Source organism: Mesorhizobium denitrificans (genome assembly GCF_003403035.1).
Lineage (GTDB): Bacteria > Pseudomonadota > Alphaproteobacteria > Rhizobiales > Rhizobiaceae > Mesorhizobium_G > Mesorhizobium_G denitrificans.
On record NZ_QURN01000001.1, the window covers coordinates 394,470 to 414,314 of the forward strand.

Consider the following 19,845-nt stretch of genomic DNA (forward strand, 5'->3'; position numbering starts at 1 on the left):
ATCGCTAGGGTGTTGGGAGGAGGTAGCTCACGAATTGCGATAAATCGCTTTTCGCGCGGCTTGGACGAAGCATCCGCAGTGTGGATGGATTGATTTCGTTCTGCTTCGATAGAGCCGGTGACCGCTGTCCCTCAACAAAAAGAGCTTGGGCCGATGCCCAACCGGAACCGTTTCCATGCGGCCGCCGGAGCAGGCGGGGACCGTCATACAAGGAGGAGTGAAATGAAGCGTATGTTGAAAATCTGCGCCAGTTTCGCGGCCATCGCCGCGGCAACTGCGAGCATGCCGACCGCGGCTTTCGCGGATTGGCTCGAAACAGCGGCAGCACCGCTTAAAGGCACTGAAATCAGCGGTATTTTCCTTGATCGTCCGGGCTACCGCGCGATCATCAAGCTGCTTCCGGAATTTGAAAAGAAGACGGGCATCAAGGTCAATTACGAGATCGTGCCTTACGAAAACACCCGCGAGAAGCAGGTGTTGAACTTCACCTCGCAGGGTGATCTCACCATGGCGCTGGTCGACCTCGTCTGGATCGGCGAATTCGCGGAAAGCGGCTGGATCGATCCGATCGAGAATTTCTCCAAAGACGCATCCATCACCGACCCCAATCTGAAGCTTGACGGGTTCTTCCCGCTTCTGCTCAACGCGTTCGGCACTTGGGGTGGCACGACCTACGGCCTGCCGTTCGACAACTATTCGGGTCTGCTTTTCTACAATTCCTGCCAACTCAAGGATGCCGGTTTCGACAAGCCGCCAGCAACCTGGGAAGAGCTGAAGGACGTTTACGCGCCGAAGCTCACCGATGCGTCGAAGAAGCAGTATGCGTTCGCTCTGCAATCGCTGCGTGGCGAAACGCAGTCGGCGGACAGCTTCATGCGTTTCCTCTGGCCCTTCGGCGGCTCGCTGCTGAACAAGGAGTTCAAGTCCAACCTGATGAGCAAGGAGAGCCAGGCCGGCCTCAACTTCCGCCAGGATTTGATGAAGTACATGCCACCCGGCATCGTCAGCTATGACCACGCGGAAGCGGTGAACGCGCTTGCACAGGGTCAGGTGTCGATGATCACCGAATGGTCTGCCTTCTATGGCACGCTTGTTGATCCATCGACCTCCAAGCTTGGTGATTGCCTTGGTGTTGCGCCGGAACCGGCAGGTCCTGCTGGCCGTCTGCCTGCACTCGGCGGCTTCTCGCTGGCAGTCGCCGCTCAGGCGAGCGAAGCGCAGAAGAAGGCTACTTGGCTGTTCATCCAGTGGGCGACATCGGAAGAAATCGCCAAGCCATATGTTGAGGCTGGCGGTGTTTCTGGCCGTATGGCGGTCTACAACGATCCGGACATCAAGGCGAAGTACAAGTTCGTCGAGCCGATGGTCGCATCGTGGCAGGCGGGTGTGCCGGAATTCCGTCCTCGTTTCCCTGCTTGGCCTGCGATTTCGGAAGTAATCGCAGAGTGGGGCACCAAGATGATGCTTGGTGAAGTCACTGTCGAAGGTGGCTCGAAGGAAATCGGCACCCGTACCGAGGAAATTCTCGGCAAGGAAGGCTATTATGATGGGAAGAAGGCACTTCTCCAGTAAGAGTACCTCCCAAGGCTGAGGCGCGTAGCCTTGGCCGGTGGTGGGCCTGCCGCAAGGGCCCACCACTCGACTTGCAACAGATTGCGTATTCGGTGGTGCAGATGGCCGAACTCTATGCACAAGCTCTCGACGAACTCGGCGTTTGCCTTGCTAAAATAAAGCGTCCAGACATGAACGCCGCGCTGGATGAACTTGCGTCGGCAAATCGCATCGCGCTCTATGGCGTCGGTCGCGAGGGGCTGCAGATGAAGGGCTTCGCCATGCGCCTCTTTCATCTTGGCTTGAATGCTTCTGTGGTTGGCGACATGACAACGCCACCCGTGGGCAAAGGTGATCTGCTCGTGGTTTCGGCTGGTCCGGGAAACTTCTCGACAGTGGCCGGGCTGATGGGCGTTGCACGTCAAAGCGGCGCGCGCACCTTGTTGGTAACAGCAGTGCCGGATGGCGGCGCGGCAAAGCTGGCGGATACGGTTCTCACCATTCCCGCACAGACCATGGCCAACGACCAAGGAGCGTCAACTTCTGTGCTGCCAATGGGATCGTTGTATGAAGGCGCGCAATACATCCTGTTCGAAATCCTCATTCTCGAACTGCGGCAGCGCCTGAACATCTCACCCGCCGTCATGCGCGGCAATCATACGAATCTGGAATAGCAGGATGGCTCAAACAACCGCTACGCCCAATCGGGGATATGGCCGCTGGACGCCCTTGTGGTTTCTCGCGCCAGCCGTGCTTACGCTGTTCTTGATCGGCATCTATCCGACCATATTTGCGCTGGTCACGTCGTTTAGGCAATACAACATCACGCGTCCGCGCGACGGTTTTCCATTCATCGGGTTTGAGAATTACATCAATGTTTTGAGCGACAGCACATTCTGGTCGTCGCTGCTGCTCACCGCGCGCTTTTACGTGACCGTGTTGCCGATTCAGATCGTACTCGGAGTGGCGATTGCGTTGCTTCTTCACAAGCCCGGCATGGGTTTCCTCAAGTCGTTGGCGCGTGTCACGCTCGTTGTTCCGCTAGCTACCACATATGCGGTCGTCGGCCTTATTGGTCGCCTGATATTCAACCGCGACTTTGGCGTTGCCAATCAGTTCCTGAACTGGATCGGTTTTCCGGGCTTTGATTGGCTCGGCTCGCAAAGCGGTGCATTCGCGGCCATCGCGATCATGGATATATGGCAGTGGACGCCTTTCTGCGCGCTGCTTTTCCTCGCAGGTCTGTCGATGGTTCCGGGCGAGATCGAGGAAGCTGCTCGCCTTGAAACGTCTTCGAAACTGGCGCTTTTGCGATATGTGCAGCTGCCATATCTGCTGCCGGGCCTTACCGCCGTCATGATCCTGCGGTCGGCAGACGTGCTGAAGCTTTTCGACATGGTGTTTGTCATGACACGCGGCGGGCCAGGTTCGGCCACCGACCTTGTGTCCGTCTATATTCAGCGTGTGGGCTTCCGCGTCTTCGATCTAGGCACCGCCTCGGCGCAAGCCATTCTGTTGTTGATCCTGACCATCGTTATCAGCCGACTTTACATTCGCCTGATCTATCGGGAGGTGAACTGAATGCGTCCTTCCAGCAGCATCCTGCACGCCCTCGGCTTGTGCGCGGTCATCATCTTTTCGATGTTTCCATTCTATTGGATGGTTACAGCCAGCTTCAAAACACAGACCGATATTCTGGCCTCACCGCCGCTCTGGTTCTTCATGCCGACATTGGATAACTATCGGGCGATCTTTGCCGATTCCAAAGTTATCGGCGCAGTTGGCAATTCGCTCATCGTCGCGAGCTGCACCACAGCGCTCGCCGTTTTGCTCGGCGCGCCCGCGGCCTATGCGCTCGCGCGATTTGAATTTCGCGGCAAGGGTGATCTCTGGTTCTGGTTCATCTCAAACCGCATGATCAGCCCCATCGTGCTGGCGCTGCCGGTCTATATCCTCGCGATGCAGGCGCGGTTGCTGGATACGCATCTGGTGCTGATCCTGATTTATCTCACCTTCAATCTGCCGATTGTGGTGTGGATATGCACCGATCAGTTCAAATCGATCCCATCCGATCTTGAACAGGCTGCCCGTCTCGACGGCGCGGATCAGTTCACTATCTTCCGCAAAATCTACCTGCCACTGGGCGCACCGGGAATCGCCGTGTCAGCCATTTTCTCGTTCATCTTCTCGTGGAACGAACTGCTTTATGCGTTGGTGCTGACCCGTAAGAACGTGCAGACCGCGCCGGTCGTCGCTACCAGCTTTATGTCGGGCTACGAACTGCCGTGGGGCAAGATCATGGCCACCGGCACAGTGATTGTGCTGCCAGTCACAATCTTTGCGCTGATCGTTTCGCGGCACATGGTGCGCGGCCTGACCATGGGCGCAACCAAATGAGCGCGAACCCGATACCATTGGGGATCAACCTGTCGTTCTGCGTCAAGCGCTGGGTGACGGCTGATCTGTGGGCGCCCATCGTGCGCGATCAGTTGGGGCTGGAGCTCGTGCAGTTCTCCTACGATCTGGTCGATCCGATGTGGCCCGCCGCGCTGCTTGACCGCCATGCCGATGCAATCCGCAGCCAGACGGATTCGCATGGCATCACCATTCACAGCGCTTTCATCGGCCTCGCGCATTACACATACAGCCAGCTTCTGCATCCCGATCCTGATGTTCGTGCCTATGCGGAAGATTGGCTCGGTCGCGCCTACGCGTTCGCTGCGCGCGCCGGCATCACCCGTGTGGGCGGTCCGCTAGGCGCAATCGCATCACGCATCGATGGAGTGGAACCTGACGCCATCCCCGAAGCAGATTACGCCGACCTCATCGACCGTATGCTGCGTCTTGCCGAGCACGCGAAGTTGGAAGGCTTGACCGAGCTTTACGTCGAACCGACCCCGATGCGTCGCGAATGGCCGTGGACTGTCAAGCAGGCACGCCGCATGGCGAACGACGTCAAAGGCAGCGCTGTTCCATGGAGCTATTGCGTGGATTGGGGCCACGGCACATTTGCGCCGCTTTATGGCTCACAGGCCATCGACATGGAGCCCTGGCTTACTGGCCTGTCGGATTGCATCACTGCGATCCACATCCAGCAGACGGATTTCCAGTTCGACCGCCATTGGGATTTCACGGAAAAGGGCAAGGTAGACGCCACGGACGCCGCCGCGATTCAGCGCAAGGCAGGTCTGCGCCATGTGCCGACATTTCTAGAGGTTTTCTATCCATTCGAGCGCGATGACAGTTCCATTCTTCAGGCGCTTCGTGCAACGACAGCACTCCTGAAAAGGAGCTATGCCTGACCAATGGATACGAGCAGCCGCACGCCAGTCCAGACTGCCTCCGCCGATGTTGAGGCGCAGCAGGTGCGTGCGCGCGTGGCCTGGCTCTATTTCATCGGCGGTCTCACCCAACAGGAAATAGCCGATCAGCTTGGCCTGACGCGGCTACGCGTAAACAAGATCCTTGGACAGGTCCGCTCCGATGGTTCCGTTGTAGTGGACATCCGCCTGCCGCTTGCCAATTGCGCTGAACTCGAACAGCGACTGAAAAAGCGTTTCGGTCTGGAAGATGTCAGCGTCGTGCCAAGCCTTGAGGATGAGGCCGAGCAACAGCGCGTCATCGGCGATGCCGGTTGCCGAATGTTGGATCGCATACTTACAAACGGCATGGGCCTGGGCGTCGGCTGGGGTGAAACCCTGTCGGCCGGCCTGAGAAGCCTCACTCCGCGTCCTTTGAGCGAAAGCTGGGTAACATCTATCATGGGGGGGCTAACGCGCGGCTCAGGGTCCAGCACATTTGAAGTTGCCACCGGCTATGCGCGTGCGATTTCCGCTGAGTGCTACTATCTCACGGCGCCGCTATATTTCCCCACTGCAGAGAGCCGCGAAGTGCTCCTGTCGCATCACGGCATCAAGGAAACGATGCGCCGTGCGCGTTCGGTCGATGTGGTGCTTGTGTCTTGCGGCGATACGTCGACGCGCTCGCTGCTTGTGCGCACGCCGACCGTCTCCGAAAATCTGGAAGAGTTGAAGGCGGCAGGTGCGGTTGGCGACCTGCTCGGCATGTTTCTTGGACTGGATGGCGAGCCGGTCGATCACCCGCTGAATGAGCGCGTGCTTTCCTTGACGCCTACCGAGCTTAAATCTGTGCCGCACTCCATTCTGGCATCGGGCGGCATGCACAAACTGCCCATCGTGCGGGCAATTCTTACCAAGGGATATGTGAAGCGGCTGGCCACTGACGAGAAGTGTGCCGCCGCTATCCTCGAAACAAGCGGTGCGGGAGTAAAAGACGAATGAGCTTCTTGAAACTGGAAGGCATCAAGAAAACCTTCGGCGACATCGAAGTCATCAAGGGTGTCAGCTTCGCCGCCGAGAAGGGGGAGTTCGTCGTTTTCGTCGGCCCGTCGGGCTGCGGCAAGTCCACCCTTTTGCGCATGATTGCGGGGCTGGAAGACGTAAGCGATGGCAAGCTCGCCATCGAAAACCGAGATGTCACCTATGAGGAGCCTGCCAAGCGCGAGGTTTCGATGGTGTTCCAGTCTTATGCGCTCTATCCGCACATGAGTGTGTTCGAAAACATGGCTTTTGGCCTGCGCATGAACAAGCAGCCCGAAGACCAGATCAAGGCGCGCGTTTTGGAGGCCGCCCGCATTCTCCAGATCGAGCCGCTGCTGGAACGCAAGCCGCGCGCGCTTTCGGGCGGACAACGCCAGCGCGTCGCCATTGGTCGCTCCATCGTTCGCAACCCCAAGATTTTCCTGTTTGACGAGCCGCTTTCGAACCTCGATGCAGAATTGCGCACGCAGATGCGCGTCGAGATCGCCAAGCTGCACCACAATCTCGGCGCGACGATGGTTTATGTCACCCACGATCAGGTCGAAGCCATGACGCTGGCGGATCGCATCGTTGTGCTGCGGGCCGGTTTGGTTGAGCAGATCGGCACGCCGACTGAACTGTATGATCACCCTGCAAACATCTTTGTCGCGGGCTTCATAGGCTCCCCGAAGATGAACTTCCTGCAAGCGAAGGCGGAGTCGGACGGCAAGGTGCTAAAATTGGCCCACCCAGCGTTTACGGGTGGCGTTTTGACCCTGCCGACGCCCAAGGCAGCAAAGGTCAAAAACGGCGACACTGTCACCGTCGGTCTGCGCCCCGAACACCTCGCACTTTCATCGGCCAAACCGCTTTTGTCGCTCACGCTCGATCTTCAGGAAAATCTCGGCGGCGCGACGCAGCTTTATGCGCGCAGTGGTGGTGAAACAATCATCATGGTCGCGCCGGGCAGACCTGAAATCGCTGTTGGCGATACAATCGCTGCAGGCATCGATCCGCACAACATTTACCTCTTCAACGCTTCCGGCCTCGCGCTCTAAAACAGGAGACGGATATGCTTGCCCTCGTACTAGAACGCAAAGGCGAACTGACGCTACGCGAAATCGAGTTGCCCACCGCCGTCGGCGCAGATGACGTAAAGGTAGCGATCCATACGGTTGGTGTGTGCGGCAGTGATGTGCATTACTATACGCATGGCGCAATCGGCCCCTTCGTCGTCCGCGAGCCGATGGTGCTCGGCCATGAGGCAGCAGGTACGATTATCGAAGTCGGCAGCAATGTGAAAAACCTGAAAGTCGGCGACCGTGTCTGCATGGAGCCCGGCGTGCCGAACCTGTCGTCGCGCGCGACCAAGCTCGGCATCTACAATGTGGACCCTGACGTGCAGTTTTGGGCGACCCCGCCCGTCCATGGCATTCTCGCGCCGGAGGTGGTGCACCCTGCCGCCTTCACCTTCAAACTGCCGGACAATGTAAGCTTTGCCGAAGGTGCGATGGTCGAGCCATTCGCGGTCGGGTTGCAGGCCGCGACCCGCGCTCGCATTACGCCGGGCGATGTCGCGGTCGTCATCGGCTGCGGCCCCATCGGCATCATGACTGCGCTCGCTGCTCTCGCGGGCGGCTGCTCGCGCGTTTTCATTTCCGATCTCAGCGCGCCGAAGCTCGAAATCGCTGCACAATATGCCGGTATCGTTCCGGTCAACATCACCAAGCAATCGCTGGCCGATGTTCTTTCTGAAGCCACTGAAAGCTGGGGCGCGGATGTCGTGTTCGAGGCCAGCGGTAGCCCACGAGCCTATCAGGGCATCTTTGATCTTGTTCGTCCGGGCGGTGCGCTGGTGCTTGTCGGTTTGCCTGTCGAGCCGACAAATTTCGATGTTCCCGCCGCAATAGTGAAAGAGGCGCGCATCGAAACCGTTTTCCGTTACGCGAATAATTTCGACCGTGCGGTCAATCTCATCGCGTCGGGCAAGGTCGATCTCAAGCCGCTCATCACAGATACATTTGATTTCAAGGACAGTATTGCTGCGTTTGACCGCGCGGCAAAAGGCTTGCCGCAGGACGTGAAGCTGCAAATCCGTCTGGCCTCGTAAGGAGCAAATCAATGGCTGATTTGATGAAGGGCAAGGTTGCCGCAATCACGGGTGCGGCTTCCGGCATAGGGCTCGAATGTGCCCGAACCTTAGCCGCAGAAGGCGCGAACGTGGTGCTCGTTGATCGCGCTCAGGACAGGCTTGAAGCGGCCTGCGCGTCCATTGGTGAGCGGGCGATTCCCCTGGCTGTGGATCTGCTAAATCCAAAGCAGGTTTCCGGCATGTTGGCGCAAATACTGAAGCTCGCCGGACGGCTGGATATCTTGCATGTCAACGCCGGTGCTTATATCGGCGGCCAGGTCGCTGAGGGTGATCCGGATGCCTGGGACCGGATGCTCAATCTCAACGTTAACGCTGCATTCCGCTCGGCACATGCAGTGCTGCCGCACATGATCGCGCAAGGCTCTGGCGATATTCTTTTCACCAGCTCGGTCGCAGGTGTCGTGCCGGTTGTATGGGAGCCGATCTATACGGCGTCGAAGTTTGCGGTTCAGGCGTTCGTGCATTCCACCCGCAGGCAGGTTTCGAAATATGGTGTTCGCGTTGGTGCAGTTTTGCCCGGTCCTGTTGTCACCGCACTGCTGGACGACTGGCCGAAAGCCAAATTGGAAGAGGCGCTCGCCGACGGTAGCTTGATGCAGCCCAAGGAAGTCGCTGACTGCGTTCTTTTCATGCTTTCGCGCCCCCGGAACGTCACGATACGCGACCTCGTAATTTTGCCAAATAGGGTTGATTTATAGGGATAATGCCGGCACCCAGAGGCGATGGCTGGCACGGGTCAAAAAGATCATCCGTCGAACTGAACCAATTCAGCAAGGCTGCAAAGAAGCGCCGCTAGTCTTCCAGCGCACCCGGGCGATGTGTAGCGCTTGGGCGACTACCAACCAGTTTGAGCAGATCATCGCCGGAATAGGCCGCGCGCCGGTTACGTCGCGTCAGGATTAATCCTGCTTGCGGCGCAAGTACATCGAGTCGTCCGTCAACCTCTCCCGGCGAATGAACGATGGTCACGAGCTTTTGCCCTTCTTCAACGCGATCGCCGGGCTTCACATGATAGAGCAGCGCGCCGGCGCAGGGCGCGCGCACCATCTCGACATTCTCGATGGGAGAAGTCAGCCCGCGAAACGGCTTTGACGGAGCCACCGCGGCATCTTCGATCACACCGCGCATCACCAGAAGCCGGTAAAGCCCCTCCGCATCGTGCTGCGCGAGCGCCGCATCCACATCTGCCAGGCCGCGATATTCAACCGTCGAAACCACGCGCCGGTCAAAGCGCGCCCGCTCGGTTGGTGCACCAAGATAAGGGTCGATGGATGCTTGATCGAAGGCCGCGCCGCAGTCTCCATCCCACAAAATCACCGCATCCATATTCATCGCGGCGGCGCAATCCTGCATGAATGGCCAAAGCACGGTCGGCACGTAAAGATATGCCAGACTTTCGTCGTCGCAGTGCAGGTCAAGTACAATGTCGTGACCCATCGAGAGCGCCACGAGCCGCGCTTTAAGCCGTTGGTCCACCGTCGACTGGTCGAGCAGATATTCTGGATTGTCATCTGGCGACGAGAGCAGCGGAAAATCGCGGTTGAAATTCGTCTGCGTTCCGAAATGAAAACGCCCCATCAGATCACCCGCTGCATATTGCGCCCGGCCGATCGGATTTGCCGATGGAACGATTGTGATCTTGCCTCGAATGCGACCCTGCAGCTCTGCCTTGCGCAGCATCGGCATCAGCGCATCGATGGCCACCACACCGGGCAACTCGCCGCCATGCAGCGCGGCTTGGAGATAGGCCGTAGGGCCACCGCCCTTGCCCTCGAAAACATAGACGGGAAAGGCAAATGAAATGCCTTGAGTGTCACCAGCTATTTGCTCAACCGTTTTGCGCATCCGAGCCTTGTGGGCCGAATGGGAACGCCGCTCAAGGAGAAAATGATTGCGGCAGGATGAAAGGCGCGTTGCCCTGTGGCGTTTTCCCGACGCTCAAATGGCACTCGAATGCAGCGGCAATCACATCGTCGCGGATCACTTGGTCCGGTGTGCCGACCGCAACCATACGCCCACGCGCCAGCACGATAATTCGGTCGGCATACATCGCCGCGAGGTTCAGATCGTGCAGGATCGCAATCACGCCGCCGCCGCGCCGAACATAATCCCGCGCTGTTTCCATGATCGCGAGCTGATGCTTGATATCGAGACTCGACACAGGTTCGTCGAGAAACAGGTAGCGCGGGATCCCGTCCAGCACCGGCTCCCACACCTGGCACAGCACGCGGGCAAGCTGCACCCTCTGCTGCTCACCGCCGGACAGTTCCTGATAGAAGCGTCCCGCAAAGCCATGCAGATCGACGGCGGCCAGTGCCCGCTCCACCAGATCGTTGATACGCGATACGCCGCTGCGGCCCGAAAGAATTCCCAGATTGACGATTTCGCGCACGGTGAACGGAAATGAGAGCGTGGTCGCTTGCGGCAGCACCGCGCGCATCAGCGCCTGATCGCGTGAGCGCGCAGCCGACACTTCATGTCCGTTAATGCTCACCGAGCCGTCATAGGCGCTTTCGCCCGACATGGCCTTCATTAGTGTTGTTTTGCCCGAACCGTTCGGCCCGACGATCACGGTGATTTCGCTCGGCCTCGCCTCAAAGCCTATGCCTTTGATGATGGTCTTGCTGCCGATTGCGACTGATACGTTTTCGAACTTGATCATGGTCAGAGATCCAGCACGCCGCGCTTGCGCAGAAGAATCCAGAGGAAGAACGGCGCGCCCGCAAGCGCCGTAACGATGCCGATGGGCAATTCCGCCGGAGCAACGATTGTTCTGGAAACTGCGTCTGCCAGCAGCAACAGGCTGGCGCCAAGCAGCGCGGAAGCCGGCAGCAGATAGCGATTGTCCGGCCCGATAGCGAGCCGCAGCATATGTGCAACGACAATGCCAACAAAGCCGATGCCGCCGCTCACCGCGACCGCCGCCCCCACCGCTGCCGAAACCGAAAGGATCGCCGCATATTTCAACCGCTGCACCGGCACGCCCATATGGTGCGCGGTCGGTTCGCCGAGCGCCAGCGCGTTCAGCCCGCGGGCAATGAATGGGCTCACCGCAAGCGCCGAAATGATGATCGGCGCAACCGCATAAATCTTCGACCACGTGGCCCCGGCGAGCGAGCCCAGTTGCCAGAATGTCAGGTCGCGAAGCTGCCGGTCGTCGGCGATGAAAATCAGAATGCCGGTCACGGCCATCGCCAGCGCAGCAAGAGCGATGCCTGCCAGCAGCATGGTGGCGACAGATGTGCGTCCATGTCGCGTCGCGATCTGATAGAGAATGAAGGTCGTTATCAGACCGCCGACAAATGCCATCATCGGCAGCGCCAGCGACCCCAACGCGTCATTTAGAGGGGTGAGCAGCGTTTGTCCCAATACGATCATGCTGACCGCGCCGAGGCTCGCGCCTGCCGAAACACCGACAAGGCCCGGATCGGCGAGCGGGTTGCGAAACAGCCCCTGCATCACCGCGCCGGACACGGCCAGCGCCGCGCCCACCAGCACGCCAAGCAGCAGTCGCGGCAGGCGAATGTCGTAGATGATGACGCGGTCGCGCAGCGTGAATGTATCTGCACCACCCAACAGGTCACGCAGCACAACGAGCCCGGAAGCGTCCGACGCGCCCGATCCGAGGTTCAGCAGCATCGTTGCCGCGAGAAGCAACGCGAGCAGCACAATCGCCAGCTTCGCGCGACGCGTGCGGTCGCCTTCGGTTGTGTCGGATGCCTGCAGCCGTTCGTCCACGGATATTGTGCTGATAGCCACGATCTCGCCGTCAGTTGCCTACGGTTTCGCCGTAGAGAGCGGTTGCAAGTTCACGCACCGCGCTTGCCGTACGCGGACCGAAGCCGAGCAGATATGATCCGTCCATTCGCACGATCTTCTTTGCTTCCCCTGCGGGCGTTGTCGCGATTGCGGGATGCTGAAGCACCTGATCGTCGCTGATCGACTGTCCCGCTCGATCCATGACCAGAATTGCGTCCGGCTTCGCGGAAACCACGGCTTCGTCGGTCATTTGCTTGTAGCCGGAGAGGCCCTGCATTGCGTTCTCTGCGCCCGCAAGATGGATCATGCCGTCCGCTGCCGTGTCGCTGCCTGCCGCGAGAATTTTCCCGCCCTGCAGCGAAAGCACGAATAGCACGCGCTTGCGTTCCGTTACATTCCTGGTGATTGCCTCGGCGGCGTTCAGTTCGGAATCCACCTGCTTGGCCAGAGTGTCGGCTTTCTCCTTTTCGCCAAGTGCAGCGCCGACAATCTCAATCTTGTCTATGATGCCCTTGTGATCGAAGGTTTCCGGCACCTCGACATAAGGAACGCTGGCCTTTTTCAGAACATCCACGGCCTCCTTCGGCCCGGAGGTTTGCAGCGCGATAATCCCGGATGGGTTCACGGACAGCACACCTTCCGGCGAAAGTTGGCGCATATAGCCGACGTCGGGAAGCTTGAACGCTGCTTCTGGATAGACGCTGGTCGAGTCGCGCGCGACCAGCCTGTCCTGCGCGCCCAGCGCGTAGATGATTTCCGTTATCGAGCCGCCAATCGCCACCACGCGCGACGTATCGCTCAGCGTCGATGTCTCTTCGGATTGCGAAATACCCGCAAAGCTCACCGCCAGCAGGAACGCTGCCGCCAAACCACGCTTTTTCATGCTCGCTTCCTTATGCTGCGCTTTGCGCTGCGACGCGGGACAAGCCGTCAACCAGCTCACGCCATGCCTTCAGTTCGCCTTCACCTTCGTGACGCTGGCCGAAGAACTGAATGATCATGTGGCCGTCGGAATCATAGGCTTCAATGGAAGTCACGTGACCGTCCTTGGTCGGTTTGCGCACGCCCCAGACTTCGCGAATGTGATCCGTGCGAAGATGCAGGTGGAAGGTATCGTCCAGCACATTAAGCCAAGGCCCCATCGGCTTGATGGAAGCTATCGGCCCGGAGTGAATCTGGATGCAGCCGCGATTGCCGACGAAGCACATGATCGGAAGGCCGGTCGCTGCCGCCCCTTCCATCATCGCACCAACTGCACGCTCGTCCAGGCTCCACGCATAATCCTGTCCAACCATGCGCATCGCTTCACGGCGCGAAAGCTTCAGCGAGCGCAAGATGCCGAAGAACTGATGCACATCAGTCATCTTGCTCCACTTATCGCGAAGCTCGTCGACGGTAGCAGAGGATTTCTCTGCACCTTCGCCTGCGATTTCTTCCACCGTCAGAGTCTGGCTCTGGTCAGGGGAAGTATGGGCAGCAACCAACGCCTCAAAGGCTTTCACATCTGACGCCGGGCGCAGATGCACCTTGTGCACTGCTTCGCCAGCCGCATCGAAGAACTGAAGCGAGCGCCGAATTTCCTCGCCATCTCGCTTTTCAACCGCGAAGCCATGCTTCCACACATGCGGGAAAATGCGCAGGTCGATCTGTTCACCAAGCGTCAATACGGTGTGCTCACCGGGAATCACCTTGTCGTAAAGGCCGATCTTTTCATGCACGGCGCTTTCATTACGCGTCAGTGCCATCACCTCGCCAACGGCTTCCAGCCCGCGAAGGATCTCTGCAACGTTCGGGGCAATCCGGGTAACATTGTCGCCGCAATGCGCAGCCACCAGTTCGGCTTCCGAAATGCCGAGATTTAGCGCCAGATCGCGCTCCCGTGTTTTGGGGTTTTCCTGCCTCGCCTGACGGATTTCCGCTGCGCTAGGACGCACCGACTTATTCATTCTCACCCTCTCTGTTGCCCTGTCGCCGCACCGCAACGCGTAGCCGTTGCGAGGCAAGCATATATCTTGACTATATTTATCAGCTTTAATAGCTGTGCATTACCGGAGTGTGATAGTCAAGTTAAGGCGACCCGGAATATGAGTGCAAGCAAGCGATTGCGCTAGCCAGCACAGGCAACGCAATTGGAGTGGGATATGGGGATTTTTCGGCAGAACAGTCTGCTGCTGGCTTGTGGTGTGGCGACAGGGGTCGTCATTTTTTCGCAAGCCGCGTTTGCACAGGGCGGGACAGAGGTGGAGCTTGCACCGGTCGTGGTTGAGGGGGCGCAACAGCAACTCCCGACCGATCAGCCGATTCAGCGGGGAACTGAAACCAAAATCAAGCGCCCCGCCATTCAGAAGCGGATGGTCGAAGATTTCAACGATCTTGGCCGTCGCGTAGATGCCGGCGTCAATTTCGACAACAACAGCAACAGCATCAATTTGCGCGGCCTTCAGGATGATCGCGTGCTCACCACCATCGATGGCGTTCGCGTGCCGTGGCTGGTTGATCCGCGCGACAGCGCGAAGGGCGGTCTGAACGCATTCGATTTCGATTCGCTTTCCACGCTCGACATTGTCCGTGGCGCTGATTCCAGCCGCTTCGGTTCCGGCGCTCTGGGTGGCGTCGTGCAGTTGCGCACACTCGATCCTGAAGATTTGATCGAAGACGGTCGCAAGTTCGGCGCGATCCTCAAGGGCGGCTATGACAGCGCCGACCGTAGCTGGCGCAGCAATGCTGCCGTGGCTGGTCGCGCCAATGACACATGGCTGCTCGTACAGGGCGGCTATCGCAAAGGCCATGAAACCGAAAACATGGGCGACGTCGACGTATACGGCGCTACCCGCACCGAGCCGAACCCCGGCGACTACGATCAGCGCAATCTGCTGGTCAAGCTGCACCAATATGTCGAGGGCGGTCATCGCTTCGGCCTTACCGGCGAACTGACAAATCGCGATTTCAATTATGAAAACAGGAGCGGCACCACATCGAGCTATCAGGAAGGTAGTTTCATGTCGGGCAATGAGGTTGACCGCAAGCGCGTGTCCGCAGACTACAAGTTCGAATCGCCGGACAAGTCGCATTTCGTCGATTCGGCCAACCTCACTGTCTACTGGCTTGAGCAGAAGCTGGACGCGACCACGGATGCAATTCGCCTGCCGGATGGGCGCTCCTTCATCCCGGCCATTCCGGCCTTTCCGCCGTTCTTCCCCGGTTTTCCGAGCGGCGCTGACCTTCTTTATGGCTATCCGTCCGGCCCCTACATCCGCGACAACTGGATCAAGCAGACCAGCTACGGCTTCACCGGCGATGGCACCAAGGAGCTTGACCTCGGCAGCCATTCCAACACGTTGCGCTTTGGCGGCGAACTCTACGGCCAGAAGACCTCTCAATATTCGTTTGGTGAGGACAACTGCCCCAATGTCGATTGGTCGACCATTCCTGATCCATACGGACCGCAGAGCTGCCGCTTCCTGCACACCAACACATCGGACATGCCCGACGTTGACAGCACCTTCTTCGGCGCTTTCGTGGAAGACGACATCAAGTTCTTCAACGATCAGCTGACGCTTACGCCGGGCCTGCGCTTTGACTGGTATCAGCACAGCCCGAAAACTACGCCGGGATATGAGAGAAGCCCGAACTACGATCCAGCCTATCTGGTTGACAACAGCGACTCGCGCATCTCGCCGAAGGTCCGTGCGGCATGGCAGGCGACCCCGGATATCGAGTTGTTCGCGCAGTGGGCGCAGGGCTTCAAAGCCCCCAGTGCGCAGCAGCTTTATGAAAACTTCGCCAATGCCGGGCAGTATGCGCGCATCGGTAACCCCGACCTGAAGCCGGAAACCAGCAATGGCTTTGAAATCGGCGCATCTTATGAAACGCCAGACTACGGCATCTCGGCCAACATCTTCAACAACTACTATCGCAACTTCATCGAAGAAGTGACCTTGCCTCCGACAGCGGATTTCCCGCTGATCTTCTCCACGCAGAACCTTGCCAAGGTTCAGATTTACGGTGCGGAGGTGCGTGGCTACGCCCGCTTCGCCAGCAACTGGAAGGCATGGGGCTCGCTGGCCTATGCTCACGGCAAGAACACCGAAACGGATGAGTATCTGAACTCGATCCCGCCGCTGCGCGCCATTCTCGGCCTCGGCTACGAGCAGGAAACATGGGGCGTCGATGTCTCGACCACTCTGGCTTCTGCGCGTGACAAGGTCAGTGATGGCGGCTTTGCCGCGCCGGGATATGGCATTGTCGATTTCACCGGCTATTGGGAGCCAGCGCAGGTCAAGGGGCTGCGCATCCAGGCCGGCGTCTACAACATCTTCGACAAGAAGTACTGGAATGCGCTGGACGTGCCGGATGGCACCACCCCGGACATCTATGATCGTTACTCCGAGCCCGGCAGAACCTTCCGCCTGGCCATAACCCAGAAGTTCTGATGAAACATTTGAACAAGATCGCCATTGCTACCGCGGCGCTGCATCTCGCAGCCGCTGCGGTGGCGCACGCCCAGACCGGCACCGCTCAGCAGGGCGGTGCGCTATCCCTCGAATTAAACGCTGCGCAGCCTTCCGAAAAAGGTTGTCGGCTAACATTCGTGGTTAATAATGGTCTTTCCACGCCTCTCAAGGCCGCGTCATTCGAGCTTGTCCTGTTCAACAAGGAAGGCGTTGTCGACCGTATAACGGCGTTAGCTTTTAAGGACATGCCCGCCGGAAAGACCAAAGTTTCGCGCTTCGATCTGTCGGATGTGGATTGCACCAACCTTGGTCGCGTCCTCATTAACGCGGTGACCGGCTGCGAGGGCGAAGGAATTGCTCCGGAAACATGCTCACGGCAGCTCAAGGCAACGTCCAAGGCTGGCGTCGAATTTGGAACGTGAGGCGACAGGCTTCCGGCATACTGATTGGACAAGAGATTGACCGACACCTTACGCAAAAACATGCGCGCCTCCATTTTCAGGTGGCAGGCGCTGGCCGTTTTCGCCGCTCTCGCCGAGGGGACCTTCGGCGCGTCGGCACAGGACGCAGGCAGCTCACACGCCGCGTTGCTGCCCGTCAACCTGTCCCCTTGGGGCATGTTCATGAATGCCGACATCGTCGTGAAGGCGGTCATGGTCGGCCTCGCTTTTGCGTCTTTGGTGACGTGGACCATCTGGCTCTACAAAACGATCGAGCTGTTCGGCGCACGCCGTCGCGCTGAAAACAGTCTGGTCGATGTCGTTCACTCGCAAAGCTTGAAAGACGCCGCGCAGATCATGGGTAAGCGTGGCGATCCCTCCGCGCTTCTTGTCCGCGCGGCCAGCGAAGAATTGGAACTGTCTGATTTCGTAGTGGACCACACCGGCGGCGATGGCCTGAAGGAGCGCGTGTCGTCGCGGCTTGCGCGCATTGAGGCTCGCGCCGGTCGGCGCATGACGCGCGGCACCGGCCTAATCGCCACTATCGGCGCAACGGCCCCGTTCGTCGGCCTGTTCGGCACGGTTTGGGGCATCATGAATGCGTTTATCGGCATTTCGGAAGCCCAGACCACCAATCTTGCTGTCGTCGCGCCGGGCATTGCCGAAGCGCTTCTGGCCACTGCAATCGGCCTTGTCGCCGCTATTCCCGCTGTGGTGATCTACAACATATTCGCACGCGCGATTTCGGGCTACAGGCAGATACTGGCCGATGTGGCGGCAGGCGTTGAGCGGCTGGTCAGCCGTGATCTGGACCGCCGCGCCGCACCTCGCCATCGCCTGGCTGCGGAGTAGATCATGGCCGCGCACATCAGGGAAAACTCCGGCGACGATCTGGAAGAAACGCATGAGATCAACGTCACGCCATTCATCGACGTTATTCTTGTGCTGCTCATCATTTTCATGGTCGCAGCTCCGCTCGCCACTGTCGATGTGAACGTTGATCTACCCGGCTCGACTGCGCCCGTTGCTCCGCGCCCGGAAAAGCCGGTGTTCCTCACGCTCAAACAGGATCTCACCATCTCGCTCGGCAACGAAACCGTTTCGCGCGAAGCATTTGCCGCCAAGCTCAATTCGCTGACCAACGGCGATAAGGAAACGCGCATTTTCCTGCGCGCCGATAAGACGGTTCCGTATGGCGATCTCACCGAGGTGATGAATCTTCTGCGCGCTGGCGGTTATCTGAAGGTGGCGCTTGTCGGGCTGGAAGCCGGGCAGGTGACAGCAGCAGGGCAATGAGCGTTCAGGACCATCACGAGATTGAAATCCAGCGCACGCCTTGGGCGCGTGAAGCGCTGCGTTGGGGCGCTGCGACGCTCGTCGTTTGTGCTACTCATGGTGCGGCCGCCTATGGCGTGATCGCCCTTGCCCCGGAGCCGGAGCCGATGGCCGTTCAAGAGGCCATGAATGTCGAACTGACGCCGCTCGTGGTCAGCACCGCCGAACCCGTAATTGAAGACGCCGCTTCCGAAGAATTGCCAGAACTGCTCGCGGAAAATCCCGAACTGCCATCCGAACAGCCCGCGGTGGAAGAGCCGGACACTGCGGAGCCGGAAAAAGTCGAGCCGCTGGAAACCGCCGAAGAGACGGACCCAATAGCGGAAACGCCGGAGGCAGTCGTTGTGCTGCCTCAGCCTCGGCCCGAAATCGTTCAAGAAGTTGTCGAGGTCGAAAAGCCGAAACCCCGCAAGGTGGTGAAGACGCCGGTCGTTGAAGCCGAAAAGCGCCCTACCAAATCGCACAAGTCAACGGCAGGAGCGTCACGGCCAAGCGCGCCTCGGGTCAGCCCAAATCGCTGGTATGTGCAGGTGCAATCGGCCATCGCCCGCCGCAAGCCCCGCAGTCTGGGCGAATCCGGGCGCGTAAGCGTCCGTTTCGTTGTCAATCAATCCGGCAACATTGTCTCGTCCGGCATTGCTCGGACTTCGGGAAGCGCACGGCTCGATCAGGCTGCGCTGAGCATGGTTCGCGGTGCGCGCGTCCCTGCCCCGCCAGAAGGTTCAGGCATCACGAGCCATCCCTTCACGATTCCCGTGACGTTCGAGTAGCGTTCTTTACCCTTCAACGCTTCTTTTAAACTGCCGGCAGCCTATCGCTTCGCTTCCACCGCATCCCAGAAAATCGCCGCAACATCCGCACCACCAAAACGCTTGATCTCGCGAATGCCCGTAGGCGAAGTCACGTTGATCTCGGTCATGTAATCGCCGATTACGTCGATGCCTACGAGAATAAACCCACGTTCGCGCAGCGATGGCCCGATCCGCTCGCAAATTTCGCGTTCGCGCGCTGTCAACTCGGTTTTCTCGGCGCGTCCGCCCACATGCATGTTCGACCGTGAGTCATGATCGGCAGGCACGCGATTGATCGCGCCAACAGGCTCGCCGTCGATCAGGATAATCCGTTTGTCGCCCTTGCGCACATCCTTGAGGTAGCGCTGCACGATGTAAGGTTCGCGGAACAATTGCCCGAACATTTCGAGCAGCGATGCCAGGTTCCGGTCCGCCTCGGCCATGTGGAAAATGCCCGCGCCGCCATTTCCATAGAGCGGCTTCACGATGATGTCGCCATGCTCTTTGCGAAATGCCGCCACTTCCAGCGGGTCTTTGGTAATCAGCGTCTCCGGCATCAGGTCTGGAAACTCTGTAACGAAAATCTTTTCCGGGCTGTTGCGCACCCAGGCCGGATCGTTGACTACCAGGGTTTTGGGGTGAATCCGTTCCAATAGATGCGTGGTCGTAATATAATTCATGTCGAACGGCGGGTCTTGCCTCAGCAAGATTACATCCATCTCCGACAAATCGGTCCGCACCGGTTCGCCGAGCGAAAAATGATCGCCCTTCGCGTCGCGCACCTGCATTTCCTCAATGCGGGAGAAAACCTTGCCATCCTGCATCGAAAGCCGGTCCGGCGTGTAATGAAAGAGCTTATGCCCGCGCCGTTGCGCTTCCAGCGACAGAGCAAAGCTGGTGTCTCCCGCAATGGTGATTGTCGAGACATGATCCATCTGAACTGCGACTTTTAAAGACATGACGACTCCGAAATTGCGCTGGACGGCACTCCTGTACAGCCTTGGCGTTGCGCTGCCAATCGGCCTCGATAGATGGGATTAGTCC

General features: G+C 58.8%; 20 protein-coding genes. 14 read left to right on the plus strand and 6 right to left on the minus strand.

All coding sequences use genetic code 11. From position 1 onward, the window contains the following. The first annotated feature begins 222 nt into the window (after positions 1-222). The 9 genes from DY251_RS01845 to DY251_RS01885 all read left to right on the plus strand — a co-directional run bounded on the left by DY251_RS01845 (position 223) and on the right by DY251_RS01885 (position 8,720). Positions 223-1,572, plus strand: coding sequence for an ABC transporter substrate-binding protein (locus DY251_RS01845; RefSeq protein ID WP_116622116.1), 1,350 nt, complete (start codon positions 223-225; stop codon positions 1,570-1,572). 101 nt (positions 1,573-1,673) lie between these two features. Further along, the gene (locus DY251_RS01850) at positions 1,674-2,225 is read left to right on the plus strand and encodes an SIS domain-containing protein (RefSeq protein ID WP_116622117.1); all 552 of its coding nucleotides are present in this window, start codon (positions 1,674-1,676) and stop codon (positions 2,223-2,225) included. Between the two features lie 4 nt (positions 2,226-2,229). Further along, positions 2,230-3,132 carry a carbohydrate ABC transporter permease gene (locus tag DY251_RS01855; RefSeq protein WP_116622118.1) on the plus strand — a complete coding sequence of 301 codons (903 nt, stop codon included), beginning with the start codon at positions 2,230-2,232 and terminating at the stop codon, positions 3,130-3,132. Then, positions 3,133-3,948, plus strand: coding sequence for a carbohydrate ABC transporter permease (locus tag DY251_RS01860; RefSeq protein ID WP_116622119.1), 816 nt, complete (start codon positions 3,133-3,135; stop codon positions 3,946-3,948). Beyond that, positions 3,945-4,853 (plus strand): sugar phosphate isomerase/epimerase family protein, encoded by a 909-nt coding sequence (locus tag DY251_RS01865; RefSeq protein ID WP_116622120.1) that lies wholly within the window; start codon positions 3,945-3,947, stop codon positions 4,851-4,853. The genes DY251_RS01860 and DY251_RS01865 overlap by 4 nt, the downstream gene beginning before the upstream one ends. Before the next feature lie 3 nt (positions 4,854-4,856). After that, positions 4,857-5,852, plus strand: coding sequence for a sugar-binding transcriptional regulator (locus DY251_RS01870; protein ID WP_116622121.1), 996 nt, complete (start codon positions 4,857-4,859; stop codon positions 5,850-5,852). Further along, complete coding sequence (locus tag DY251_RS01875; RefSeq protein WP_116622122.1) at positions 5,849-6,928, plus strand: ABC transporter ATP-binding protein; 1,080 nt, start codon at positions 5,849-5,851, stop codon at positions 6,926-6,928. Before DY251_RS01870 ends, DY251_RS01875 begins: the two co-directional genes overlap by 4 nt. A gap of 14 nt (positions 6,929-6,942) precedes the next feature. Beyond that, complete coding sequence (locus DY251_RS01880) at positions 6,943-7,980, plus strand: NAD(P)-dependent alcohol dehydrogenase (RefSeq protein WP_116622123.1); 1,038 nt, start codon at positions 6,943-6,945, stop codon at positions 7,978-7,980. Positions 7,981-7,991: 11 nt separating this feature from the next. Beyond that, the gene (locus DY251_RS01885) at positions 7,992-8,720 is read left to right on the plus strand and encodes an SDR family oxidoreductase (protein ID WP_116622124.1); all 729 of its coding nucleotides are present in this window, start codon (positions 7,992-7,994) and stop codon (positions 8,718-8,720) included. 94 nt (positions 8,721-8,814) lie between these two features. Here DY251_RS01885 and DY251_RS01890 read toward each other — a convergent pair whose 3' ends face one another. From DY251_RS01890 to DY251_RS01910, 5 genes are read right to left on the minus strand one after another with little or no spacing between them, the layout of a single operon-like run. After that, positions 8,815-9,867, minus strand: a complete 1,053-nt coding sequence (locus DY251_RS01890; RefSeq protein WP_116622125.1) for a succinylglutamate desuccinylase/aspartoacylase domain-containing protein — start codon at positions 9,865-9,867, stop codon at positions 8,815-8,817. A 31-nt stretch (positions 9,868-9,898) separates the two neighbouring features. Further along, complete coding sequence (locus DY251_RS01895; protein WP_116622126.1) at positions 9,899-10,684, minus strand: heme ABC transporter ATP-binding protein; 786 nt, start codon at positions 10,682-10,684, stop codon at positions 9,899-9,901. Positions 10,685-10,686: 2 nt separating this feature from the next. Continuing rightward, positions 10,687-11,775 carry a FecCD family ABC transporter permease gene (locus tag DY251_RS01900; protein WP_245415827.1) on the minus strand — a complete coding sequence of 363 codons (1,089 nt, stop codon included), beginning with the start codon at positions 11,773-11,775 and terminating at the stop codon, positions 10,687-10,689. Positions 11,776-11,791: 16 nt separating this feature from the next. Next, positions 11,792-12,664: a heme/hemin ABC transporter substrate-binding protein gene (locus DY251_RS01905; RefSeq protein ID WP_116622127.1), complete on the minus strand. Its 873-nt coding sequence runs from the start codon at positions 12,662-12,664 to the stop codon at positions 11,792-11,794. 10 nt (positions 12,665-12,674) lie between these two features. Continuing rightward, entirely contained in the window at positions 12,675-13,727 is a 1,053-nt protein-coding gene (locus DY251_RS01910) for a hemin-degrading factor (RefSeq protein WP_116622128.1), read from the minus strand. 195 nt (positions 13,728-13,922) lie between these two features. Between DY251_RS01910 and DY251_RS01915 the strand changes: the two genes are divergently transcribed. From DY251_RS01915 to DY251_RS01935, 5 genes are read left to right on the plus strand one after another with little or no spacing between them, the layout of a single operon-like run. Further along, the gene (locus tag DY251_RS01915; protein ID WP_116622129.1) at positions 13,923-16,214 is read left to right on the plus strand and encodes a TonB-dependent hemoglobin/transferrin/lactoferrin family receptor; all 2,292 of its coding nucleotides are present in this window, start codon (positions 13,923-13,925) and stop codon (positions 16,212-16,214) included. Then, positions 16,214-16,657, plus strand: a complete 444-nt coding sequence (locus DY251_RS01920) for a hypothetical protein (RefSeq protein ID WP_116622130.1) — start codon at positions 16,214-16,216, stop codon at positions 16,655-16,657. Before DY251_RS01915 ends, DY251_RS01920 begins: the two co-directional genes overlap by 1 nt. A gap of 36 nt (positions 16,658-16,693) precedes the next feature. After that, positions 16,694-17,527 (plus strand): tonB-system energizer ExbB, encoded by an 834-nt coding sequence (gene exbB / locus DY251_RS01925; RefSeq protein WP_245415816.1) that lies wholly within the window; start codon positions 16,694-16,696, stop codon positions 17,525-17,527. A gap of 3 nt (positions 17,528-17,530) precedes the next feature. Beyond that, positions 17,531-17,971, plus strand: coding sequence for a TonB system transport protein ExbD (gene exbD / locus DY251_RS01930; protein WP_116622131.1), 441 nt, complete (start codon positions 17,531-17,533; stop codon positions 17,969-17,971). Further along, on the plus strand, positions 17,968-18,780 hold the full coding sequence (locus tag DY251_RS01935; RefSeq protein ID WP_116622132.1) for an energy transducer TonB family protein: 813 nt from the start codon (positions 17,968-17,970) through the stop codon (positions 18,778-18,780). Before exbD ends, DY251_RS01935 begins: the two co-directional genes overlap by 4 nt. 41 nt (positions 18,781-18,821) lie before the next feature. On the opposite strand, the gene gshB is transcribed toward DY251_RS01935, so the two are convergent. Continuing rightward, positions 18,822-19,760 carry a glutathione synthase gene (gene gshB, locus DY251_RS01940; RefSeq protein WP_116622133.1) on the minus strand — a complete coding sequence of 313 codons (939 nt, stop codon included), beginning with the start codon at positions 19,758-19,760 and terminating at the stop codon, positions 18,822-18,824. Between the last annotated feature and the right edge of the window lie 85 nt (positions 19,761-19,845).